This window comes from Phocaeicola plebeius (assembly GCF_003437535.1).
Taxonomy (GTDB): domain Bacteria; phylum Bacteroidota; class Bacteroidia; order Bacteroidales; family Bacteroidaceae; genus Phocaeicola; species Phocaeicola plebeius_A.
The window spans coordinates 14,657-39,379 of sequence record NZ_QSQT01000010.1 but is presented as its reverse complement, the minus strand read 5'-3'; the positions used below and the strand labels follow the sequence as shown (position 1 = coordinate 39,379).

28 protein-coding genes are annotated in these 24,723 nt (G+C 43.2%); 27 read left to right on the top strand and 1 reads right to left on the bottom strand.

What is annotated here, in order from left to right:
* Positions 1-5: 5 nt before the first annotated feature.
* The 27 genes from DXD04_RS06460 (at position 6) to DXD04_RS06340 (ending at position 24,273) form a co-directional block, all read left to right on the top strand.
* Positions 6-1,520 carry a phage portal protein gene (locus DXD04_RS06460; protein ID WP_117671894.1) on the top strand — a complete coding sequence of 505 codons (1,515 nt, stop codon included), beginning with the start codon at positions 6-8 and terminating at the stop codon, positions 1,518-1,520.
* A gap of 188 nt (positions 1,521-1,708) precedes the next feature.
* Positions 1,709-1,897 (top strand): type II toxin-antitoxin system HicA family toxin, encoded by a 189-nt coding sequence (locus tag DXD04_RS06455; protein WP_117671892.1) that lies wholly within the window; start codon positions 1,709-1,711, stop codon positions 1,895-1,897.
* Positions 1,898-1,936: 39 nt separating this feature from the next.
* Positions 1,937-2,341 (top strand): antitoxin HicB, encoded by a 405-nt coding sequence (locus DXD04_RS06450; protein ID WP_117671890.1) that lies wholly within the window; start codon positions 1,937-1,939, stop codon positions 2,339-2,341.
* 31 nt (positions 2,342-2,372) lie between these two features.
* Positions 2,373-2,651, top strand: a complete 279-nt coding sequence (locus tag DXD04_RS06445) for a hypothetical protein (protein WP_130076459.1) — start codon at positions 2,373-2,375, stop codon at positions 2,649-2,651.
* 169 nt (positions 2,652-2,820) lie between these two features.
* Entirely contained in the window at positions 2,821-3,477 is a 657-nt protein-coding gene (locus DXD04_RS06440; RefSeq protein WP_117671886.1) for a hypothetical protein, read from the top strand.
* A gap of 3 nt (positions 3,478-3,480) precedes the next feature.
* Positions 3,481-4,377, top strand: a complete 897-nt coding sequence (locus DXD04_RS06435; protein WP_117671884.1) for a head fiber protein — start codon at positions 3,481-3,483, stop codon at positions 4,375-4,377.
* An 18-nt stretch (positions 4,378-4,395) separates the two neighbouring features.
* A complete protein-coding gene (locus DXD04_RS06430) occupies positions 4,396-5,478 on the top strand; it encodes a major capsid protein (RefSeq protein ID WP_117671882.1) in 1,083 nt (360 codons plus the stop codon).
* Positions 5,475-5,789 (top strand): DUF6706 family protein, encoded by a 315-nt coding sequence (locus DXD04_RS06425; RefSeq protein WP_117671880.1) that lies wholly within the window; start codon positions 5,475-5,477, stop codon positions 5,787-5,789. Before DXD04_RS06430 ends, DXD04_RS06425 begins: the two co-directional genes overlap by 4 nt.
* A complete protein-coding gene (locus tag DXD04_RS06420) occupies positions 5,786-6,109 on the top strand; it encodes a hypothetical protein (RefSeq protein WP_117671878.1) in 324 nt (107 codons plus the stop codon). The genes DXD04_RS06425 and DXD04_RS06420 overlap by 4 nt, the downstream gene beginning before the upstream one ends.
* Positions 6,100-6,396, top strand: a complete 297-nt coding sequence (locus DXD04_RS06415; RefSeq protein ID WP_117671876.1) for a hypothetical protein — start codon at positions 6,100-6,102, stop codon at positions 6,394-6,396. Before DXD04_RS06420 ends, DXD04_RS06415 begins: the two co-directional genes overlap by 10 nt.
* Entirely contained in the window at positions 6,393-6,785 is a 393-nt protein-coding gene (locus DXD04_RS06410) for a hypothetical protein (RefSeq protein WP_117671874.1), read from the top strand. The genes DXD04_RS06415 and DXD04_RS06410 overlap by 4 nt, the downstream gene beginning before the upstream one ends.
* 1 nt (position 6,786) lies before the next feature.
* Complete coding sequence (locus DXD04_RS06405; RefSeq protein WP_117671872.1) at positions 6,787-7,338, top strand: hypothetical protein; 552 nt, start codon at positions 6,787-6,789, stop codon at positions 7,336-7,338.
* Between the two features lie 83 nt (positions 7,339-7,421).
* Positions 7,422-7,805, top strand: a complete 384-nt coding sequence (locus tag DXD04_RS06400) for a hypothetical protein (protein WP_117671870.1) — start codon at positions 7,422-7,424, stop codon at positions 7,803-7,805.
* A gap of 14 nt (positions 7,806-7,819) precedes the next feature.
* Positions 7,820-8,002: a hypothetical protein gene (locus DXD04_RS16605; RefSeq protein WP_147330747.1), complete on the top strand. Its 183-nt coding sequence runs from the start codon at positions 7,820-7,822 to the stop codon at positions 8,000-8,002.
* Between the two features lie 2 nt (positions 8,003-8,004).
* A complete protein-coding gene (locus DXD04_RS06395) occupies positions 8,005-12,594 on the top strand; it encodes a tape measure protein (protein ID WP_117671868.1) in 4,590 nt (1,529 codons plus the stop codon).
* Positions 12,591-13,013, top strand: a complete 423-nt coding sequence (locus DXD04_RS06390; RefSeq protein WP_117671866.1) for a hypothetical protein — start codon at positions 12,591-12,593, stop codon at positions 13,011-13,013. The genes DXD04_RS06395 and DXD04_RS06390 overlap by 4 nt, the downstream gene beginning before the upstream one ends.
* A gap of 77 nt (positions 13,014-13,090) precedes the next feature.
* Positions 13,091-16,585: a hypothetical protein gene (locus tag DXD04_RS06385; RefSeq protein WP_117671864.1), complete on the top strand. Its 3,495-nt coding sequence runs from the start codon at positions 13,091-13,093 to the stop codon at positions 16,583-16,585.
* Between the two features lie 70 nt (positions 16,586-16,655).
* A complete protein-coding gene (locus tag DXD04_RS06380; protein WP_117671862.1) occupies positions 16,656-17,201 on the top strand; it encodes a hypothetical protein in 546 nt (181 codons plus the stop codon).
* A 594-nt stretch (positions 17,202-17,795) separates the two neighbouring features.
* Positions 17,796-18,200: a hypothetical protein gene (locus DXD04_RS06375; protein ID WP_117671860.1), complete on the top strand. Its 405-nt coding sequence runs from the start codon at positions 17,796-17,798 to the stop codon at positions 18,198-18,200.
* Complete coding sequence (locus tag DXD04_RS06370) at positions 18,200-18,694, top strand: hypothetical protein (RefSeq protein ID WP_117671858.1); 495 nt, start codon at positions 18,200-18,202, stop codon at positions 18,692-18,694. Before DXD04_RS06375 ends, DXD04_RS06370 begins: the two co-directional genes overlap by 1 nt.
* 75 nt (positions 18,695-18,769) lie before the next feature.
* Positions 18,770-19,255, top strand: coding sequence for a hypothetical protein (locus DXD04_RS06365; protein ID WP_022052817.1), 486 nt, complete (start codon positions 18,770-18,772; stop codon positions 19,253-19,255).
* A 12-nt stretch (positions 19,256-19,267) separates the two neighbouring features.
* Entirely contained in the window at positions 19,268-21,382 is a 2,115-nt protein-coding gene (locus tag DXD04_RS06360; protein WP_117671856.1) for a hypothetical protein, read from the top strand.
* Positions 21,383-21,430: 48 nt separating this feature from the next.
* A complete protein-coding gene (locus tag DXD04_RS06355) occupies positions 21,431-21,856 on the top strand; it encodes a hypothetical protein (RefSeq protein WP_117671854.1) in 426 nt (141 codons plus the stop codon).
* A 35-nt stretch (positions 21,857-21,891) separates the two neighbouring features.
* On the top strand, positions 21,892-22,068 hold the full coding sequence (locus DXD04_RS16655) for a hypothetical protein (protein WP_181977455.1): 177 nt from the start codon (positions 21,892-21,894) through the stop codon (positions 22,066-22,068).
* A gap of 100 nt (positions 22,069-22,168) precedes the next feature.
* Positions 22,169-22,660: an N-acetylmuramoyl-L-alanine amidase gene (locus tag DXD04_RS06350; protein WP_117671852.1), complete on the top strand. Its 492-nt coding sequence runs from the start codon at positions 22,169-22,171 to the stop codon at positions 22,658-22,660.
* Positions 22,657-23,151, top strand: coding sequence for a hypothetical protein (locus DXD04_RS06345; RefSeq protein WP_229035425.1), 495 nt, complete (start codon positions 22,657-22,659; stop codon positions 23,149-23,151). The genes DXD04_RS06350 and DXD04_RS06345 overlap by 4 nt, the downstream gene beginning before the upstream one ends.
* Before the next feature lie 42 nt (positions 23,152-23,193).
* A complete protein-coding gene (locus DXD04_RS06340) occupies positions 23,194-24,273 on the top strand; it encodes a putative phage abortive infection protein (RefSeq protein WP_117671850.1) in 1,080 nt (359 codons plus the stop codon).
* Between the two features lie 208 nt (positions 24,274-24,481).
* Here DXD04_RS06340 and DXD04_RS06335 read toward each other — a convergent pair whose 3' ends face one another.
* Complete coding sequence (locus DXD04_RS06335; RefSeq protein WP_147330746.1) at positions 24,482-24,706, bottom strand: hypothetical protein; 225 nt, start codon at positions 24,704-24,706, stop codon at positions 24,482-24,484.
* Positions 24,707-24,723 lie beyond the last annotated feature (17 nt).

Below are 24,723 nucleotides of genomic sequence, written 5' to 3'. Positions count from 1 at the left end.
ATAATATGAGAACCTTAGAAGAAATTTTAGCTATACCTGAAATAGAGAGAAAAATCTACTATCTGAAGAAAGGACGAAAGACCGAGCAACCAAACGCTCACGCTCTTTACAACGACTGGAATCCGAACAAGCACGAGATAGTGATAGATGAAGAGAAATACCCGAAAATCAAAATTACGACCCAGCCTGAGAAACGGATTACAGACCCTACAACCGGGAAAGAATATGTTGAGCCGGCGGTAAGGAAAGAAGTTGACCCGAACAGGATTGCTCTTCCTATCGAGCAGGACATCGTGAACATTCAGACTGCCTTCACCGTGGGAACAGAACCGGTCCTTGATTGCCAGCCGGACCAGTCGGAAGAAAGCCTTCTTTCCACATTGAAGCAGGTGTTCAAGAAGAACAAGTTGAAATACCAGAACAAGAAAGTAGTCCGGGCATGGCTGGCCGAGCAGGAAGTGGCCGAATACTGGTATGTGGTGAAGGATGACGGCTTCTGGGCAAAGCTCAAACGAAAGATTTCAGGAATCTTCGGCAAATCAAAACCTGAATACCGTCTGAAGAGTGCCATCTGGTCTCCGTTCCGTGGCGACAAGCTCTACCCTTTCTTCAATGACCAGGGGGATTTGGTGGCCCTGTCCCGTGAATACAAGAAGAAAGATCTGAATGACGTGGAGATTACCTGCTTCATGACCATTACCAAGGACATGGTTTATCAATGGGAACTGACAAGCAACTGGACTGACAAAGGCTCATTTGCACATGGATTCAAGAAGATGCCGGTGATTTATATGTACCGTCCGGAAGCGTACTGTGAAAAGATAAAGAGCCTCCGTGTAAGACTGGAGAAGCTTCTCTCAAACTATGCAGACTGTATCGACTACCACTTCTTCCCTATCCTCATGCTTTTTGGTAACGTGGAGAATTTCTCAGGTGAGTTCAAGAACCGTGTTGTCGAGCTGACCGGCCAGGGAGCAAATGCCCAGTATCTTACCTGGTCACAGGTACCTGATACTGTCAAGTTCGAGGTAGAAACCTTGCTGAGCCAGATATATGGACTGACCAATACACCCAGAATCTCTTTTGACTCCCTGAAAGGTACAGGAAACGCCGTTTCCGGTGTGACTTTCGATTATGTGTTTATGTCCACCCACCTTAACGTAGAAAATCTGAACGAGATCGTCGGCGAGTTCATGCAACGACGTGTAAATTTCCTTGTCTCCGCGTTGGGTTCCGTGAATTCCACCCTTGAAGAAGCCTCCGAAACCATCGATGTGGATGTGCAGATGCAGCCGTATAAGCTGGAGGACATCAAAGACAAGATAGACACAGCTATCAAGGCCAAGGACGGTGAAATCTGGTCTCAACAGCGGGCCATTACCTTTGTGGGGAACGTGGATGCAGTTCTGGATGAGATTGAAGCCATCAAGGAAGAGCAATCTGAGAAACAGAAGAACGACATCGAGAAGCAGAAACAGCTTTCCTCTCTTAAAAGTTCCAGCAGTAAATCTGAAGAATAGAACAACCCAGTCAGAATATTTACGGGGATAATACAAAACAGAATGATATAAATCTAAAATATTGACTATTTGAGTAGCGGTATCTTTCGAGGTATCGCTATTTTCTTTATCATAGTAAAAACATGAATACTTCTTTGTGATTATTCGTTATTTTACTATATTTGCATCGTAATTAAGTCTTAAACGCTATGAGCTACAAATCAGTTAAAGACGTTGTAACGCTGCTTACTGAAAATGGCTTTTGGTTCGTGAGGCAGAAAGGCAGTCACATGGTTTACACTGATGGTAGCCATGTAGTGATTGTCCCCGACCACGGCAAGAAAGGCGTTGAGAAAGGCACTTATTACAACATTCTGAGGCAAGCGGGGCTAAAATAGCCCCCGCCTCTTTTGTTTAACGATAAAAAGGAGGTCAGTATGAAAACCGTAGAAGTGATTGTAGAACATGCTGGTAATAATCTTAGTGCCTATATTGAAGGTGCTCCGGTGATTACTGTCGGTAACGACGTAAAGGAAATCGAGAAGAACATGAAGGAAGCTGTTGAACTTTACCTGGAGTCATGCAAGGAGATGAACATCGCTCCAGTGGAAATTTTGCAGGGAGAGTTCACATTGAAGTTCAAGATAGATGCTGCCACTTTCATCAACTATTACAGCAGTATCTTTACTAAAGCTGCTTTGAGCCGGATAACTGGAATTAATGAGCGTCAGTTGTGGCATTATGCGGCTGGAGTACACAAACCCCGTAAACAGCAGTTGGAGAAGATTCAGAAAGGTATTAACGCGCTGACAGAGGAACTGGCAGCTATAAATTTGTTATGATTATTAATTAAATATAATGGAGGATAGTACAATGAAAGCAAAAGATGTAAATCCAAGTAATTTTAAGGTTGAGAATGTTGTATTTGAAAATGATGATTTTTCTATAGCGATAGGTATTTGGGAAAATGGGGAAAGAAGAATGGCAATGAGATGGAATGGCTATGGAGATGATCCCGGATACCCAAAATTATTTAAAAATCCAGTCTGGTTCATGGTTGATGACTCTTTAATTTTACCTTTCCTGAATGCTTTGAGGAACGTAAAAGATTCTGACAAAAAAGAAATAGAAGCAGCTATATTGAAATTTTAAAAGTATAATTGAATGATGTTCCAGCGTGATTACCCTAGTAGTCACGCTTTCTTTTTGTCTAAAAACGAACATTCCCCTAATTGTTTCGTATCGTTAGCCTTAAAATTTCCCCTTCCCTTTCTCTATAAGTAAATTTACCGTATGAAATTATTAATCAAACTCATACGGTATGACAATCTTTGAACAAATCTTGGCAGGACTGCAACAGAAATTCGCTGGGGTGGACACTGCCACACTCACCCGTATCGCCACAAAGAAGGCAGAGGGTGTAACGGACGAAACGAAGGTGACCTCCATCGTTGAGGGTATCTCATTTCAGGACGTGATGCAAAACTATGGTGATTTCCGTGCAGGACAGGCGCAGACTTCCGCTGTTTCAAACTACGAGAAGAAGCATGGACTGAAAGACGGAAAACCAATCGAGAATCCGAAACCAGAACCACCGAAACCAAACGACCCTCCAAAGCCGCAGGAGACAGACATCGCAAAGATGATTGCCGATGGCATCGCCGCCGGTATCAAGCCGTTTGCCGACAAGCTGGCCAAAATGGAGAAAAATGAAGCGCAGGCGCAGCGCAATTCTCAGATTTCAGTAGTGGCGAAGAAGTACGGTATTCCCGAATTTATGCTGAAAGACCGCAACATTCCCGAAAACACCGACTTGGACACTTATTTCAAGGACATGAAGCAGGATATGTCTAACAACGGTTTTCAGTTCTCCAAAGCTCCTGAAACTGCCGAACAGAAGCAGGAGAAGGAAGCGAGCGAGTTCGCCAAAATGATTGAGGCGGACACAAAATCTATTGTCGAACAACAAAACAAGTAATTTATGTCAGCAGGATACAAGTATTACATGGAGCCTGAACCGTCCATCGAGGAACGCTATGATGTTTCTACCGGAGTAAGACGCAGAGGGCCTTACAAGCTGGATACGACCAACCTTGTTGCTGGTTCATTTCTTCCATCCTTCACTCCCATTGCCGCCGACTTAGTAAAGAAAACCGCTCAGGTGGCCATCCGTGTAGAAGTCTATGAAAAGTTTACCACCGGTTCCAATACCACTTTGAAGATCAAGAAAAACTCTTTGGCTTATGTGGGTATGCATCTGGGTAATGGTTCTCATGGAGCTACCATCAACAGTATTGACAAATCAGACAAAGCTTTCGATAAGTTGACACTGGCTGCCGACTTTGGCGAAACAGTGGAAGTTGGTACTGTACTCTATGAAGCTACAGCTGTAAGCGGTACTACTCCAAAGGTAGTTGCTAACTCTGCTTTGTACGGAAGAGTACAAGTAGAAGAAGGCGTTGTATTAGTTGCTCTTTTGATGCGAGCATTTGAAATTGAGCCTACCAAATTGGCTATGCCTTTCTCTGACATTGATAAGGCTAACATGCCGCATTTCCAGTTCAACGCTGCAGGCGTGCAATCCCCGGCTGGTGTTTCGTATGAACTGCCAGAAGCTTCTGATTCTGTGATGGGAGGTATTCAGTTGGGATTCTCTCAAAGCGGAAAGAAATATCCAGTAGCATTGGAAGGTGGAAAGGCGTATGTAGAAGTACCTTGGACGGACAATAACACTACCTATCAGGCAGCTAACTCAAGTACCTTGGGATTGGTAAAGCAGGGTGCAAAAGTTGATGATGCAGCAGGTGGTGATGAGAAAGATAAAATTAATGCTCTTCTAGCATCGTTGAGAGCAGCAGGTATAATTGCAAGCAAATAAAGAAAGGAGGACTAATATATGATGCTAACTATTCATACTCTGTTTAACGACCCCAACATCGTTAACGCCGTTATTCAGCGTGTCCTTCAGACTCGTAAGGATACAATCTACTGGCAGCAGTACCTCGATTTCCGTAGAACGACTACTCGTGTGTTCAAGGACTACATCGGACAAGTTACGGGCGTGATGGCCGGTTCTATCAACTCTCGTTATGGTGAGAAGCCTATCCGTGAACGCCGGAATATCGGCTCAGGATATGGTGAAATCGCTTATCTTGGCGATGCTTACCAGATTTCCATTGACCGCTTGTCTGAGCTTCAGGACTTGATTGACAAGTTCAATGCAGCTAAACCTGCCGACCAGGTAGCAGCCATGCAGGAAATCGTGAACTTCATCTATGATGATTACCGTCAGGTACTTTTGGCAGCCCACAAGCGCATGGATATTATTGTAGGTTCACTTCTGATGACCGGAGAAGCAACAGTCAAGAATAAGGATGACAATGCCGGAGGCGTTGACCTTCTCGACATTGAATTGCCGTTCAAGTTCATCAAGCCTGATACTGGTGCGAAGACGAACTTCATCACCTATTTGCAGCAGCAGATTAATGCTCTGAAAGCTGATTATGGAAACTTCCAGAAGATGATTATGTCCCGAGGAACTTTCGTGAAGAATATCATCGGGTCGGCTGAGTTTGGTGACAAGTTCAAGATGCAGCTTACAGGAAATGAAATGTACCTTTCAACCGGTTTGATTACATCTCAACTGGCTTCCCAAGTGTTCACTGGCATCGGGCTTCCGGCCATTGAAATCAAGGAAGATTACGTAAAAGACCAGACCGGAAAGAACGTGCAGATTTACGCCGACGACCGTATCACCTTGCTTCCGCAGGATAAGGTCGGTTATATGCGTTTCCACACTCCATACGAAGCAGTGGACGGCGTACCGGGACGTAACTACACCCAGGCAGACGGTGATATGCTTATTTCCGGTTACAAGGACAAGAACGGTCGTTATCTGGAATACACCGCAGAGTGGATTCCTCAGATTACGAACCCGAATCTGATTGTGAACTTTGATTTGTCAACCATGAACGCATGACAGTAAATGACTACATATCACAGAAGTTTCAGACCTTCGGCATCAACTTGTCGGAGGCTGACCTTTTGGAGATAAGTTTTTCTTCAGAAGTAAGCGGAGAGGATGAGATGGGCCCGTCAAACATCGGACTTGTTTCAGTGGCTATGGCGAAGTTCATCCCCTCTCTATTACTCCGTGCCACTTCCATCAGTGAGAACGGTTTCTCTATGTCATGGGATACAAAAGGCGTAAAGGAATACTATTCTTTCTTGTGCAAGAAGTATGGTCTTGAAGATACGTTAAGCGATAAACCTAAAGTCAGATTCCTATGATATTTGCTCCACATACATTACAGGTTAAGGTCTTTACTCCGATGGAAACAGACGAGTTTGGCCGACCTATCCCCGGAACCGGTGGTGAAAGCTGGCAGGACGTGTGTAAATGCCGTTGTGATGATAACTCGACCAAGGAGTTTACTTCGGAGAACGGTGAGGTGTTCCGACCGAATTATCACGTAGTCTGTGAGAAGAAAATCTCACTGAGTGCTGGTGATGAAGTCAGATGTATGGACGGTGAGAATGTCCGTGGAACTGGCAAAGTTTACATGGTGAAGAATACAAACTATTTTGGTTACTCAGAGATATGGATGTGAAGTTTGATTTTTCGGACGTGGATAGCTTTTTCGAACAAGGTTATGCCGAGGTGAAAGCCGTTGAGGAGAAGGTTGGTAAAGAGGCTGTCGATTACGCTGTAAAGAATGGCAACTATCAGAACCGGACTGGAAGACTCCGTAAGTCAAATAAGTATTCAGTTGAGGATGACGGATTGGTGATTAGAAACGATGCTGAGTATGCCTCGCACGTCGAATCTAAAGGCTATGAAGTATCAACTGGTGCGGCTCTATACGCTGAGAAACGATTGAAGGAGGAAGTCAAATGATAGTAACTACCGACATCGCGAACATACTCTACCGTGATTGCCAGCCTTTCGGTATTCCCATCGTTCCTCACGGCAAGAAGCTGACGGGCGAATTGAAATCCGAAAGGATTGTCATTCATGCCAAGAAACAACAGCCAAGCAAATATTGGAAGAAATCTTTCGTAGAAGTGAACCTTTGTGTTCCCGACCTGAAAGACGGTGAAGCCAACACCATCCGTCTGAACGAGCTGGAGAAACAGGCGCAAGAATTGTTTGACGGAATAACCGGACGCTATGATGGTACCACCTATCATTATTCCATCGAGTCAATCGGAACTGAGGAGGACACATCCTTAAAGTGTCACTATGTGAATGTAAGAATTTTGTTTGAAGTTTTAAATGTGAAATAATATGGCAGAATCAAAGAAAATCACCGCCGTGAATATCAAGAAACTTTGGTATGGCGAGACAAATGCTATCACAGCAGATTTGACTGGGCAGGCTTTATATACTCTTTTACAAGGTGAAACCTTAAAAGAGGTTAAGAATATCCATCAGGATACATGGACACTTGAAGAAGCGGAAGCAAGCCGCACTAACTACAAGAACCAGCTTACCGGTCAGACTTATCGTAGTGATAAGGAAATGGGCGATGTAACCGTGAACTTCACCATTGGTGAGTACGACTATCCGACCAAGAAAGACCTCATGGGTGGTGATGTAATTAACACTGATAAGGGTTGGAAACGAGCAAGAGGCAAGGTAAACATTGAGAAGTTACTTGTCGCTTTGACTGACGATGACCAGTATTGTGTGATTCCCCGTGCTGACATCGGTGCACGTGAAGCCACAACAGACAAGGCTGTCGGTATTCCTGTAAGTGCGGTGGAACTGGAACCACAAAATGCAGAAGTTGCACCGGAATACTGGTTTGACTCATCTGAAGTAAAAGCAGGTGCTTAATGCCTATCCAATAGGTAGAGATTGAATTCCATAACAGGGGTGGGCTTTATGGCTTCACCCCTTAATTTTTATCTTTTATCAGAATGAATCAAGGAGCAAAAATAGTAACTGAATCCATTATCGGAAGTGATTTCAGAACGGTGTTTGTCGCTGGGAAAGCCTACACGGTCTACCCTCCTACTATCCACAAGCTGGCCGGGGCAATCTCCCATTTGTCAGGCGTACAAGAAGCAGACAATTTGAAAGAAGTGCTTCTCTCCCTTGGAGAAAGCGAGGCTTACAGCAAGGCTCTCTCCTGGCTGATAGCTGGTGACGAAAACTTGAGTGAAGAACTGGCAAAAGGAACATACGAAGAAAACGTAAATGCTTTAGATGAAGCACTCTCTATGATTGACTCAAAGGTTTTTCTCAAAGCTGTCAGCTTGGCGAGGAACGTAAGTCTGCTGGCAGCGAAACCGAGGTCGTAGGAAATGATACTCTCTTGGGACAGATTGCATCGTTCATGGAAAATCTGCATCTGTCATACCGGGAAGTGGTCTATGAGATACCATACAGGAATTTAGTATTAATGCAGCGTGACAAGCTCCATACAGTTACCGGTACCAAGGTTACAAAGGTGAAGGGTAAGGACATGGCTTCGCGCAGAAGAAGAAACAAGAAATAGATATGGCTACACTATACTTTAAAGTCAGTTCTGACTGGGAGCAGGTTGTCAAACTGAGACAGGAATGTGAGAGACTGGAAGCCCAGCTCAAAAAAATGGACGTAAACAAATCCCCTACAGCTGCAAAGGCTTTAGAAACGCAACTGGCATCCACCCGTCAGCAGATGATGGGGCTGGTAACTGAGGCGGCTAAGGCTGGTGCTATGATGGAGAATGATTTGAAGAAAAAACTCAATTCCGCGTCAAAGGCCTCCGATGAACTAACAGAGGAAATAATCAAACAGAGGAAAATCATCCGTGATACGCAGGATGATGTCAGACGGCTGTCTGATGAATATTCAAAGATGAGTAAGTATTCTCCTAATTCAAAAGCTAAATTAGCTGAACTGAATGCAGCTAAAGCAGCCTTGAACGAGCAGAGATATTCCATTGGTGAATTGCAGGACCAGCAGGCCAGAAACAGGCTCGAAGTAAGGAAACTTACAAGAGAGTACAAAGAGTTTGCCAGTGGAACAAACAATGCTGATGAGATAGTAAAATCCCTGACGGATTCCTTGAAGCGTACTGCTTTAGAGATAGGAGGATTGGCAGCAATAAAGAAGTTCGGTTCTGATGTGATTGAAGCAACTGGAAAGATGCAACAGTTACAGGTAGCTCTTTCAACAATCCTTCAGGACAAATCGAAAGCAGAACAACTCATCGCCGATATTGTTCAGTTCGCAGCCAAAACGCAGTTCAATCTTGATGATGTAGCGACCGGAGCAAAACAGCTTTTGGCATACGGTTCCTCTGCCGATAATGTAGTAAATGAACTTTCTATGCTTGGAGATGTGGCTTCCGGATTGCAGATACCTATCGGTCAACTTATTTATCTGTATGGAACACTAAGAACGCAAGGAAGAGCCATGACAGTAGACATTCGTCAATTCGCCGGACGAGGTATTCCAATCTACGAAGAACTGGCCAAGGTATTAGGAGTTTCCAAAGACCAGGTAGGTGAACTTGTGAAGGAAGGTAAGGTCGGCTTTAAGGAAGTTGAACAGGCTTTCAAAAACATGACATCCGAAGGAGGGAAATTTGCCAACCTTATGGAAAGTTCCGCCGGGACGTGGCCCCAACGATTATCGAATATCGAAGATACCCTCTTCCAGAAAATGAATGAGTTCGGGAACAAGTATAAGGAGGTTTTCGAGTTTGGAATCGGTACAGCAGAGGACTTGGTGGAAAGTCTTGATGATGTGTTGTCTATCATGGGCGGACTGATTGCAGCTTACGGAACATACAAGGCCGCGTTGATTACCGCAGCCGTAGCACAGAAGGCGGTCGGATTCGTTGAAAGCATCCAACTGATTGGAATGTACAGAAAGGAATTGGGACTGGCCACCGCCGCGCAACAGGCTTTCAATGTCGCTTCGAAATCCAATGTGTATGTCACTCTGTTGGCAGCTCTTGTTGGAATAGGTACGGCGGTTTACATGTTCACAAAGAGAACCAATGAAGCCACTGTAGCGCAGGAGACACTTAATTCGGTAAACAAAAAGGCCGATGAGGAATTTTCCAAGCAGGCAGCAACAGTTGACAGGTTGTCCGGCGTATTGAAAAGTGAAACTTCATCCATTGACCAGAAGAAGAAAGCCTTGTCAGATTTGCAAACCATCATTCCTTCTTACAATGCCAGTCTTGATGAAGAGGGCCGACTGATAAACAACAACACAGAGGCCATTAAATCCTATCTGACACAACTGGAAAAGCAGATACGGATGAAGGCTGCTCAAGAAGAACTGGAGGAGCTGTATCGCAAAAAACGGACTCAAGAAAAGCAGCAGAAAGTCGCTACGGAGAATTACAATGAGGCTAAATCTTTGTACAATTCATCCGTGACAATGACTGGAAGCGCATTACAAAACAGAGGAGTCAATACAGGTGTGGCCGTATTCTCTCAAAATAGTGCAGTAAACAATCAGCTCAAAGATAGTGCGAATAAGGCCAAGAAAGAATTAGATTCCGTAAACAAGGAATTAGGCGAAACGGTTTCTGCTATCAAAGAATTGGAAAAAGAGATTGAGAAATCTTCTTTATCCGATAAAAAAGAAGCCCAACATTCTACAATATCTGAAGAAGTAGAAAATGCCACCATACGTATCAAGACACTCAAACAAGAGATTGCCGACCTTCGTAGCGGAAAATTACAAGCAGAAGCTGGTAAAACCGTAGAATCTGCTATCAAGGCAAAGGAAAAAGAGTTGCAGAGCGCAGAAAAAACCTTGGAAACACTTACTGGTGTCAGCCACAAATCAGAAAACAAGAAGGTCGTAGATAATCAGCAAAATCTTTCTGATGAACTTCTACAACTCATAAGAGCTAATCAGCAGGAAGAAATCAACCTGATGGAAGAAGGTTCTGAAAAGAAGCGCAGACAAATTGAGCTGGATTACCAGCGAGAAATCGATGAAATTAGGAAACAGCGCAAAAAATGGGAAGATGCGCAAGGAGGAAAGCTTACGTCTGAACAGCGGGAAGTATTAGGAAGTCGTGCGTCTAATGCCATGACGTCGCGTGAAAAAGGTCTGGCCGAAATTACAGAAACTGAAAATCAAGCTGCAATCGAGGCCAACGAACGTTACCTGAAAAGCTATGGTACATTTTTGCAGAAACGTGATGCTATCATAGCCGAGTACACCCGTAAAATCTCGGAAGCTACTACTCAGGGAGACAAGGACATACTCCAGAAAGAAATGGATAAGGCCCTCTCCTCTCTTGACCTTGAAAAGCTGAAACAGGGAATCAACTGGGAACTTGTCTTCGGTGACTTGGACAAGGTATCCAAAGAATCCTTGAACAAGGTAAAGCAGCAGCTTAGGGACTTCAAGAACTCCGAAGAATACAAGAACATGGCCGTTGACCAGAAGAAGGTTATTGACGAGGCGTTGAACAAAATCCAGTCAACCCTTATCGACAAAGGAGGATTGCTGGCCGACCTACCCGAACAGTTAAGCGAATTGGCCAAGGCACAGGAAGAACTGTCACAAGCTCAGGAGGAATACAACGAAGCCATGAGAAGCGGAACAGATGAACAGAAGGAAGCGGCCACGAAGAAACTGAATGATGCCCAGAAAAGACAGCAGAACGCTCAGGTCAATGTACAAAAGTCAACAGATAAAACGACAAGCAGCCTTGTCACATTGTCGAACGTCATTACCCAGCTTGGTTCAAATTCTGAAATTTCACTCTCTCAGGTCGGTGATTTGGCCGGAAATATAGTAGACATATTTGCAGAAGAGAGCGAGAAACTTGGAGGTATAATTGGAGCTGCATTTTCTCTTTTAGATGCCATCGGGACACAGGGGTTGGATGGTTTCGTAGGTAACATATTCAGTAGTGTCTTTAAGTCTGTAGGTGGAATATGGGATACCCTGACTTTCGGCGGATTCAGCAAACTCTTCGGTATTGGAGGAAACGAAAAAGAGGTGCAGGATACCATCAACAGACTCACGGACAGAAACGAAAAGTTGCAGTCTGCCATCGAATCCCTTACAGAAGAAATGAAGTCCAGCAAGGGAAGCGAGAAATCCGTAGCAGAGTACAATAAAGCCATCAAGTATCAGGAGGAATACAACAAGAATGTCCTTTCAAAAGCGCAGGCCAATGCTGGCTATCACAGTAAACATCATAGCTGGGCCTATTACATGGGCTGGTCGGAAAGTGACATACAATGGATTCGGGAAAATGTCATGGCAGAGTTCACAGGTACAGATTCCTTGTGGCAGATGTCTCCGGAGCAGATGGACTTATTACGTCAGAATGTAGACTTGTGGCAGAAAATGGCTGATTCAGGGAAAGGAGGCTATGGAAATAGTGTCGTTGATGCACTAGGTGAATATGCAGATCTGGCCGGAAACCTCGAAGAACTGAAAGAGGGCCTTTTCGAACAGCTTACCGGAATAAGTTTTGATTCCATGTATGATAGTTTCATCGATACCCTTATGGATATGGATGCATCGGCGGAAGATTTTGCGGATAACCTATCCGAATACTTTATGCGTGCCATGCTTTCAGATAAAATCGGTAACATGTACAGCCAGAAGCTGGAAGACTGGTGGAACAGATTCGGTGAAAGTATGAAGGACGGAAACCTGAGTGAGAGTGAACGTAATTCACTCCAAAACGAATATATGGGGTACGTGAATGAAGCATTGAAACTACGGGATGAACTTGCCGCAGCTACCGGATACGACAAGGCTGGCAGCAGTTCCAAGCAGTCGGCCTCCAGCCGCGGATTCGGTACAGAAATGACGCACGAGGATACCGGGGAACTGAGTGGGCGGTTTACAGCCGTGTATGAGTCCAATCTTCGTGTTGAGACGGCAGAACAGCAGCAAACGGTAGCTATTACCGAACTGCGAGGTTCCATCGGCTCCCTGACATCACAAGTAACCGGTCTGTACAACATTGCCGACGAGACACGTACCATCCTGGCCAATTCCTATCTGGAGTTACAGCAAATCAGAGAGAACACAGGCGAAATTGTCAAACCTATCAAACAGATGCAGGCCGACATTGCCGAAGTGAAACGTAATACAGCAAGATTATGACAGGAGATTTATTTATTAACGGGAAGGATGCCTGGAGCACATGGGGTGTCCGCATGGGTGACGGTTTTCTCGATGCTATCGACGGATTCAATCAGATGAAAGACTACATTGAAGATGAGAGCCGTCTGGAGCACGGGAAGCGAATAATAACCGAAAATGCAAAAGTAGCATCGCGTGAAATCACTCTCCAGTTCACAATAGAAGGAGGCTCAGAAGGTGACTATCGGACAAAGAAGAAAGCCTTTCAGTCAGAACTGGAGAAGGGAGCCGTAAACATCAAAATCCCCGCTCTTGGGAGCGAAGTCTTCAAGCTGGTTTACCTGGGGAAAAGCATCTCTTACGGGTTAAGTATTGACAGGTGTTTCGGTAAGGTTTCAAGTAAGTTTTGCGAACCGAATCCCATGGACAGAAGCGAATAACAAACATTTCCTTTATTGTTTCAAATGGAAGTCCGGATTTTTAGGGCTTCCATTTGTTATTTATGAACTTTGGGGATATGATTGAAATTAAGGACATATCCGGAAAAACAAGGTTCTCTACCCCTATCAACAAAGGGGCGAAGGGAAAGTTTACACTGATGAAAGAGGACTACATCGTTCTCCCCTTTTCCGTGCCTGAACCTATATATTTTAAACTTGGTGACTATGTAGACCTTTCTGGGGTTCTGGATGATTCTCTGGGCGGATTACTTTCAAAAGTATATGAGGTAACTGACTTGCAGAAACCTTCTTTCAATGCTTCTACCGCTGGATATGATTATGAGCTGAAACTGGATGCTTACTACTGGAAGTGGAAAAACAAAATTTTCAAATACACTCCTGAACATGCTGGATATGAAGCGTCATGGTCTCTCACCGCAGCCCTTGATGTACAGCTTGGTGTGTTCTTACGTAACCTGAAAGCTTTGGGATATACCTATAAGGGAAAAGAATTCGTATTTGAAATAGATTCAACAGTAGAGAATAAGGCAGTTGCAATCACGTATGACAATATGAACCTGCTGGATGCCTTATTCTCAATGGCGGGTGAGGATAAGTGGAACTGTGATTGCTGGATAACGGACAACGTAATTCATTTTGGGCGAAACGAATTCGGTGATGCCGTCAAAATCGAGTTAGGGGTTGAAGCGTCTGCCATGACTCGCAGTGAGAGCAAAGGCACTTATGCCACCCGCATTTATGCATTCGGATCTACAAGAAACATACCTGAGAACTACCGTCCCATTGAAGAGCAGACGGTAGTAAACGGAGTTGTGCAAAGACGACTTATGCTTCCCGCTGGTACGCCATACATAGATGTGTATCCTGACATGAGCCAGGAAGAAGCAATTGAAGACATCGTGGTATTTGACGAGGTATATCCCCGACTTGAAAATACGATGTCAAGTGTATCTACGAGGACGGAAACCGTTACAAATGAAGACGGAGGTCAGGAAACCGTGACTTACTATCGCTATCGTGATACTGGCCTGAATTTCTCCAAGGACTACATACTTCCGGGACAAGAGCTGACAATTATCTTTCAGTCCGGCAAAATGAATGGATTGGAGTTCGGTGTTATTTTTGACCCGGACAACAACGGAAGCCAGCTTTGGGAAATTGTCCGCAGCGAAGACTACGGACGTCCATTGCCGGATGATACCATATATCCTGAAAATGATGACAAGTATATCCTTTCCGGTTTTGATCCAAAGTTTGTTTCTGTACAAATGATTCCGGACGCGGAGCAGGAACTGAAAGAGAAGGCACAGAAGATAGCAGACCAGCGAAAAAAGGACGATGGTACATACTACACTACCCTCCGGTCAGAATGGGTTAATGAAGACAAGCTGAAACGCTTTTTCGAGTTCGGGCAAAAGATAAACCTGGTCAATAAAGCCTTTTTTGAGAATGGCCGTGAAAGCCGTGTTCTCGGATGGGAGTTTAACCTTGACATTCCATGGGATTCTCCGGTATATACTATTGGGGAAAGTATGCCCTACTCTCGCCTTAATGATGTGGAAGAGAAACTGGAGTCGATTACGTATAAAGGGCATACTTATGTTGGAGGCGGAGGAAGTAGCATATATGTGATTAAGACCAATGATTCTACTGCCCCATCGGACAGTAACGTATTTTCGGCAAAACGGTCACTTGCAACATTATTGAGAAAGGACAAGGAAGACCAGACAAACTATCTCATTAAGCTTCTTGGCGGTATCATATCTCCTTTCCTGGAATCAATTGACTTCGTGACTGGTATGATGGGTGCTGGTATGTCATTCTCTTCAGAAAAGGGCGGCGAGTCTGTCGGATGGATTGACAAACTGTACGTGCGCAAGAAAGCTATCTTCCAGTTACTTTCAATAATGGAGACCGAGCTGGCCGGAGCTTCCTTCATGTTCAACGCCAGCGGGGCCAGAGCAACGATTACTAAGGTCGAGTTTATAGAAAAAAAGGGAATTCGTTTCAAGGATGGTAAAGGAGTCAAGTTCTCAGACGGGAAAAGAGGTTACTCATCTCCTGGAACTTATGGTTCTGTTTATCGCTGTTACTTCCTTGCAGATGATGGTGAGAAAGCCATAGAAAATCGTTTTAAGCCAGGGAATTTAGTACGCTCACAGTCCTTTAATATTAAGGAAGGCGCGTATGACGGCGTATCCAATCACTATTGGTGGCGTCTGGTGGAAAATGTTGGTGATAACTGGATAGATGTATCCGTGAATCATTGTGACGAAGGAAGCGATATACCCAAAGTGGGTGACGTGATGGTACAACTTGGAGACATAGCCGACCCGGACTATCAGGCTGCAATCGTGTTGTCTGCATACGGAGACGGTGCGCCTTCTCTTACCTTCTATCAGGGGATAAATTCTTATTCATTAAGCGAGAGAGACATACTTACGGCAAGGTATGACCAAGTTACGAAAGAATGCCGATTCCAAATCGGCCATGAAGGAAAGAATGGCTGTTTCCTTTATTCACCATCAAAGGGATTGCGTGTTGAAGGAATGATTGAAGTACTGGGCGGTAACGGTATGTCAAACTTTGACGATGCTTTGGACTTCGCCGAACAGGTGAATGACCGTATGGCCCAGTATATCGGATATGATGGATGGGAAAGCCTGGTTGGTGAAGCGCTGGCAGGTAGGACTATAATAAAAGGCGGGGTTATCAATACGGACTTGATAAATGCGGCTGTCATCATCACATCGAAATTGATTGCCGGTGCCATCAAAGCCAAGAAACTTGAAATTGGTGATGGGAAAAAAATCTATTCAACGATAGATACGGATGGAAGAGCAACATTTGTTGATGTTACAGCTATTAATGGATATTTTGAGGACGTGCTTATGCGCGGCTCCCTTAGAAGTCCATTTTCCAAGGTATCCGATTCATTTAACACGAACTACAATGATAACATCATTATTGAAGGTGGAGGTTCCTGGACAAAGGTATATTCAATACCAACAGGAAAAGAACAGATAGGAAGAAAGATTACCGTATGCTGCATTGGTACAGGAGAGGCGTCAATCTCATCAAGTAATGCAAAGTTCTACGAATATGGAAGAAGTTACAATGAGTTGATATTGAACAAGGAGATAGTTCAGCTGATTGGCTATGGTCTTGGTGATATATTCTACGGTTGGATTGTCACATGCCGGGAGGACTTGGATGTCAACTACGCAATGGGGCGTCCTGATAAGGTATTGGCCAGAGGTTATGTTGATTTAAGAGATGATTCAAAAAAGTATTACACATTCGATGGCAGTACATTGTCATTTACCAAAGTATCCAGCAAAGAATATAGAGTAACCATGCCAACCCAGTGGGGCACAGTTAAAGATGAATATATGGTAATGGTCACTCCGATGATGAGAGTCGGACTTTCATCCGGGACATATTACGTAAGCATCGAAAGTGATACGGAATTCTCCCTGAATTACATGGCATATGGTACCGGTCAGGGAGGTGCTTTCTTCTTTGAAGTAAAAAGAATGGGATTTTATTAGTTATAGACAAGGCAATTATAATCTATACAGCGTTGGAAACATCATTAATAACTATAAATTAAAAACAATTATGGCAGCAGAAGAAGATTTTGTATTAAGCTTTACAGGTGAAGAAACTGACAATCTATTGAAACATACAGAAAGTATGAAGAATCAGACAACGGAAGAAGATGGTGAAACGGTACAGGTGTACGATACAAACGGCGTTCCGCATAAAGTGTCGAAAACGGAGCTACTGAAGAAGTCTACACTGGCTCTTCCAGCTTTGGAAGACATCTCCAGTTTTGTGGCCGTGAATGCCGCCGGAAATGCAATCGGATTGATGACAAAAGAACAGGTTGCGTCAGTTCTGGCGGGACTTATTGGGATTAACAATACTTGGTTCAGGGATGGTGGTATTGTCATAAATCCGGATAATTGTTTGAATAATAGGGTATATATGATTAATATATCTCTAGGAACTATTAACTTCGATTTATTCACTTATGGGAATTTATTATATTTCAGTCAAGGTGAATATCACACGCAAATAGCAATGTCCATATATGACAATAAACGGTTTACCCGTATGTCTTCTAATGGTGGTAATTCATGGGGAGAGTGGAGAGAATTTTAATCATAGTTTAAATGGACTCGATTATAATATTAGGCCCTATTGATTTTAATAAGCCCGTTGCCATCTTGTCCTTTAACAATAGATAGAGTAAACGAAGAGCTAATAATATATGCATATAAGTTATAACTAGCTGTATATAGATAATATCCTCCATCCTCTTTCCTGTATACAGCTAATTCATCATCTCTATGTTCATCATGTAACATTATCACCCTGGCTGAATTTAGCAGCGGGGTGAAGCCCCGATTTTTCTAATGTTGCAATCCCAATAAGTTCCGCCAGGACTTATGGGTATGAATGAAAACAACTGAAATAAAGAAAGCTGTATTGAAAATTATTTGACTGGTAGAAATTGGGTAGAAAATAGTAACTAGCTTGCTTATTCTACCCGGCTTCTACCAACTTACTGACAAGGCGTGTCAGTCGATTTGAAACCTTTTATTCTTTGTTCGTTTTTATATCATTTACCTTCGCTGAAAAAGGATGGTAAATGAGTAGTTTTGTGTGTGAAATAGTAGTTACGCCCATGAGCGTGTTCCATTAAGTTGGGATGCGCTTGTGGGCATTTTTTGTTTAATCTAAAACCTTAGTAAGATGAAAAGATTCGTTTTCATGATGGTCGCACTGCTGATGTGCGTAGTGAGTGTTTTCGCGGAGACTTCCGTTAGTGTAGAACCTTCCGTTCCGGAGTTCCTGACCGGATTTGCCAGCTTCACCGGGCTTGTTACGGTCGTGGTTCCTGCTGTAGTAGGATTTATCGCTTCGAAGCTATCCAATCCTATGAATAAGTGGGTGACTATGTGGGTAACTGCTGTAGTTGGTGTAATCGTTACCTTCTTCAGTTGGTGGATGCATCTCGGTTTCCCTCCTGCAGATGCAAGCGTATGGGTTGTGGTGATTGATGCGTTATTTGTCGCCCTGGCATCTACTGGTATCGTGTCGGTTGTAACAAGTGAATGGCTGTCCAGGTTGTTCGGTGGTAAGGTAAATAAGGAGTGATGCAGAACCTTATAACCGTCATAGCCCCGCAGATTCTTGTTGCCGGGGCTTACTCCTTTGTAGGAGAGATAAGAAGCGTTGTCTTTGAGCTTCGCTGGATGCTGGTCTTCATTGTAGCCATGATTATAGCGGATTTTGTCCTTGGTATCATTGACAGCGTGGTCAAGCGAGGAGAGGATTTCCGCTTTTCCAGAGCAGGCCGCCGAACGATGTGCAAGTTCATCGAATATAATTCGTATTTAGTGTTGGGATTCGGTTTTGGTGTTGCTATTCTCCAGCCTGTAGGTATTTGTTCCTATACGACATCGTCAATGTGCGGACTGGGGATAGCTATTGTATTTGAATTTGATTCAATCATGGAACATGTATGTGAAATTCACGGAATCAAGAACAAGGTTTCCATTAAGCGCCTGCTGGTGGGCTACATTAAAAAGAAGTACACAACGGCTGGCGAAATTATCGAAAAAGTTACAAAGGATGAAGAAGGCAGATAGACGCCTGATAGCGGAAATCATCTACTCCGTAATCATAATATTACTTATGACAATAAGTTTCATGACCTAGTTGATATGAGAAAGATAAGGATAGGGAAAGATATATACTTCACCTGGCAGATACTCACGAACAAGGAGCCTGTTCCACTGGAAGGAAGGGACTTGAAACTCATGCTGAAGAATCCTCTAGGCAGATTTCTCGATTTCCATTTTGAGATATACCAGGGAAACAAGCTGAAATTTACTTTTCATGGAACGGACCACAAACACCTTGGTACGTATTCGCTGACTTTGTGGGAGAACTATGGTAAGGAAGGACAGACTGCCGTTGACATGTGTGAGGCTTTCAGGCTTGTTGCAACAACTTGTGAAGAGGACAGCATAAGTGTCCCTAACCTTGAAATGGCCACCGTCAACCTTGGTGCTTCTTCCATTGACATATCAACCGGTGGAAGCATTCCCATTCCTGATGCGCCAAAAGACGGGAAGATATACGGCCGGAAGGATGGAGAATGGGAGGAGATAACAGAAGCAGTATGGAATGAAGAAACAAACAGTTAAAATCAGACTTTTATGGCAACAACAAAATTAAAATTCTACAGGGGCTTAAAGGCCCGTTATGATGCAGCGTCAAAACATCTGGATGCTATCTATTTTGCAACCGACACCAAAGAACTGTTGATGAACGGTGTGAATTATGGAGGAAGCGGTGTCACAGATGTCAGTTTTGACAAAGGCAGCAATAAACTTATCGTTACCAAATCATTAGGCAAGACCGAATATGATCTGACGGAACTCATCAGGTTCAAGACATCATTGCCAGACAGCCTTGCCACTCCTTCGAAACTGGGAGGTCTTCCGGCTGGGACAAAGGTCGAGACCTTGAAGACAAAGACGCTGAGCCAGATTTTCGAGGATATTCTCTTTGAGGAAATCCAGCCGACGGTACAGGCACCAAGTGCAACAATATCATTCAAGTCTCCTTTTACCGCCAACAAGATTCTGGAGGTTGGTGAAAGCGCACCTACCTCAGAACAGATTCAGACAGGATTTAACCGTGGTAATTGTACGGTTGTTGGCCAGGCAAACAAGAACCGTGCAGGAGAACTTATCTCCGATGACCAGTCTTTCATCTATGTAGGAAACAGTACAAGCAACAAGACATTGCCGACGAAAGTTACACTCGGTACGATGCAGTACAATTACCAGGCTCATCATGGCGCAGGTGACACCTTGCTCACTTCAAAAGGAAACAAGGCGACCGTGTCCCCTAATCCGCTTCCTGAAGGTACTGTGAAATCAGGTGCTGTCTACCTTTATGGTACCTATCCGTTTTACTGTAATGGTTCTTCAGCTTCTACCTCTGCCGGAGATACCAATTTCCCGTCTGCCGCAGCTCCAGATACAAAGCTTCCGCTGCAGAAATGGACTGATACATTAATTGGAGCGAAGTTTGCTTCTGAAGCAGCAACCGGAACCCGCCTTGAATTCTACTTCCCTTCAGAAAAGAATGTATCAAAAGTCGAGTTCTATAATACGGTGTCCGGAAAGTGGGAAGTCTTCGGAACGGACAAGTACACCGTATCTGATGCAGGAAACAAGACCGTACAAAGTGTTCAGATTGCATACAAGAAGCTGACAACGACAGGTGCCATGTCCGGTGCATTACAACTTCGCTTCACAGTTTCCGATGCCGGAAAAAAACTTGTAGACGAGCCGGACACATATAATGGCGAGGAAATTACGGATGAAGTGATAGCCATGCTTGCACGAAACAGCCGTGAAGTTCCCTTTGCCATGCCGATGAACAATGTCATGCCGATGGCTTCGACAACAGGAAACCGTCCTGCGGGTATTGCTTCCTTTGCCGTGAACTTTGAGCCTGGAGGACAGGCGCCACTGGATGCCCGTCAGCTTGTTCCAAACAAGACAGACCTTATTGCCGCAGCTACCTATTCAGGAAAGAATACTTATAACGGCATGTTGGTCGTTGTTGGAGATAACGGGGACGGCAAACCGGCTCTGTATGTCCTGAAGGACATGACAAAGATTACCCAGGCTGATTATGGCGGATGGATTCGTCTTGACGTTGGTGCACAGACACTCATCCAGATTATCAATGACCTCACAACGGGCGGGACTAATAAGGCACTTTCCGCCGAGCAGGGTAAAGTTCTGAAAGGTCTGGTTGACACACTGACAAACAAGGTCAACGCGCTTGGTGCCGTATATGTGCCAAAGGGTACTCTGGCAGACCTTAGTGCCCTGAAAGGGGTGGCTTCTGTATCGAAAGGCCACGTATATAACGTTACGGCAGAAGTTACCCTGAACGGCAAGAAATATCCGGCTGAAACGAACTTCGTCTACATCGGAGAAACGGCCAATCAGGCAAGTGTGGAAACCAACTGGGATTCCTTGGGTGGTACGGTCGATTTGACAGCGTATGCAAAGAAAGCTGACCTCGAAGGATTTCTTACCGAAGAGGATTTGGCTGGATATGCCAAGGCTGTAGATGTGGCGAACACCTATGCCACAAAAGCCGCACTGAGTGAGGCTATCGAAGGGCTTTCCTCCACTTATGCGACCAAGGCTGAACTGACCAGCTATGCAACGAACGAGACTCTGAAGCAGTATGCCACTAAACAGGATCTTGACGATGCGTTTGCATGGAATGAGGAAACCGAGTAATAACATGTGGGGGGCTTTGTATCGGAGCCCCCCATAAATCCCAATGACATGGCGAAAAAGAGATTCAACAATTATTTGAAATATGCCACCTTCAAGAAAGAACTGGAAGCCGGTAACATATTGCCTGATTCCGTTTCCTACATCAAGGAGATACGGGCTATCTATACCCATGGGGAATATTATGGCAATGGCTGCATATCCAGCGTGAATGCTGGTACGGGCGAGGTCAGTGCCGAGCTTCTTCCGAACGTGTTCCATGTGTTCGGAGAAGTATCCGTACTTAACGTCACATTTGGAAAAGGCTTTCCAGGCATTGCCAATGAGTACATGTTCCAGTTTTCAAGTGGTGTTACGCCTACCGTCCTGAATCTTCCTGAAGGTGTGAAATGGATAGGAAGCAGTGTTGTCAGGGCCAACAGGACGTATCAGGTAAGTATTCTTAATAATATAGCTGTGATGGGAGGTGCTTTATGAGTTTGTTAAGACGCAGATTGCTTATACTGGCGGCCATGAATAATGGACTGCCTAATATGCCGGTTCGCTTTAAGACCGGCGAAAGGGCGGTATTCAGTGACGGGAAGCATGGATATTTTTCGATGGACAGAAGATTTGTTCGTGATAAGAACATGTCACGAATGTATTTCAAAGACGGGAAACGGATTAGCGTGCTGAAGAAAAGAAACTGAACTAAAATAAAATAGGAGTGCCACTGCACTCCTTGTAATAAATTTTTTATTAACCATCCTACCATTGGCAGAACTCCACAAATATAGATGTAATTTTATTATGAACAAAATAGATTCAATAATAATTCACTGCTCAGCCACACGTGCCGGGCTGGACATAGGTAAAAAGGAGATTAATCAGATGCACGTATCCCGTGGCTTTCAGTGTATTGGGTACAACTACGTTATCCGGCTGGATGGTACGGTAGAAGTTGGCCGTTCGCTCACTATTGACGGGGCGCACTGTAATAGCAAGGGATTCTCAGGTGTGTCGTACAACAAACATTCAATTGGTATCTGCTATGTGGGCGGTCTGGACGCGCACGGTAAGGCAGCTGACACCCGAACACCGGAACAGAAGAAAGCGTTAGCCAAACTGATTAAGGAGCTTTGCGGAAAGTACCAGATTGTCGAGGTGCTGGGGCATCGTGACACATCGCCTGACCTGGACGGTGATGGTATCGTGGAACCTGAAGAGTGGACGAAGATGTGTCCTTGCTTCGATGTGCGGAGCGAATATCCTTTTGTCCCTGAAATCGTTGTGAAGCCATGAAGTTATACGAATACATAATGGATAAGGTGAGCTGGTGTATTACGCTGGCTCCATTTATGTGCCTCGTTCTCATTTATTCCTGCCAGACAGTGAAGTATGTTCCGGTTGAAACCAAAGCTGATAGCGTGGTAATAGAGAAATTGGTTGAAGTACAGATCCCTCCTGACAGTGCCACCATCCGGGCGTTGTTAGAGTGCGACGAGAACGGGAAGGTCGTACTGAAATGGTTGGACATCGCAAACAGTAAGAACGCTCAGGCGCAGCTTACCATTGATAGCCTAGGTAATCTACTGGCGAAGATGAAAACTCAGCCGGATACGGTTTACCTTCCAGCGAAGGAAGTGGTTGTTTCCAAAAAGGAAAAAGTTCCTTACCCAGTAGAAAAGGAACTTACTTTATATCAAAAGATAAAAATTAGACTTGGTGAACTCTCATTTATTGTAATTATAGTGATAATAGGATTATTGGTGCTTAAAATATTCAAGAAGTAGTATATTTGTAGTTAATGCGGAAAATACATTAAACTACAAATTATGAGAAGATTGAAGAAGTATATAAAAAATGAAAGATCATGGATAATTACCATATCAATAATAGCATTCTCTATTTTATGCTGTTTTTTTATTTCAGAAAGGAGTAAATTTCATTGGGGTGATTTTGGAAGTATCCTTGGAGCTATTACAGGGTTAATAGCATTTATCGGAGTATTATACACATCAAAACAAAATAAACAGCAGTTTTTGAATAGTGAGGAAAGATCTACATTCTTTGAAATGCTTAAAATATTCATTTCTTATCGTGATTCATTACGTGTAAAAAAAATAGATTGGAAATATGATAAAACACTTCATGATTGGAACATTATTCAATATGAGGAATTTTGTACTACTGAAAAGACTTATCAACAAATAACTTTTGAATTATGTTGTATATTTTACGTAGAAATAAGAAATAATATACCAAACTATTTATCCAAAGAGGAATTCGCAAAAGAAATCATTCCATCAAATAGATCTACAATACAATGGTATTCTTCATACAATTATTTAGCAATTGCTATAAATAATATTTATAACGGATATAATTGGAGTAAATCTGGAGGCGTTGTTAATCAAATACCTATTAATTTAAATACATACGATTATATTTGCTTAATAGCTATAAGAACTTATCTTAAACAGAATAACTTTAAACCAATAATAGAAGCTATATCGAAAACTGCTGACTTTTGTTTTTCTAAATATATAAATCAACTTGGTACATATTTTAGAAACGCTTATTATATTCTGGAAATGGTCTCAGGATTCAACTATCCTAAAAAGTATTCAGATATATTCCGTGCTCAATTATCAAAAGATGAACTCGTACTTTTATTCTTTAACTCTTTTAGTTCTTTGTCAAACAACAAAACCCGACAATTATATTTAGATGCAGATTTATTCAATAACCTTGAACTAAAAGATATAAGATTGAAAGAAAATATAAATAATATATCACGTATGGAATACATAAGTTTCCCTTCAACTTTACAACAAAATCCAGTTAAGAACGAATATGTATCTTATGAGTTTCTAAGCAGATTATATAAATCCATAGATATAAAAAATGATTAGTGCTTACATATAAATACTTACATTGTAATTACTATGTTTTAAATTTAAGATTGTAGCCATTCTGATATACAATATTTTCCAATAATTATATACAACTTTTCTGGGAAATTATATACATCTTTGCAGTGTAGAAGTTTGCTTTTATTGCAAACGAAAGCCCCAACCAGATTAATATCCGGAAGGGGCTTTTATTGACTTATACTTTAGGCTATTTTACATTAAAAGATACAAGCACTTCACGCGGTTTACCCTTGTAAAATTGATATACATAGCACTCCACCATTTCGCCTTTGTACTTTTGGAGTCTCTTGTATAAATACTCCTTCACTTCAACCTTACGAGAGAAGTAAAGATTCTGTTCGCTAAAGACAGGTTCATCTGCCCCAACCCAAGCTTCTAACGAGCATGGGCATTTGTTGATAATTCTTTTCATATTACAATAAATATTAT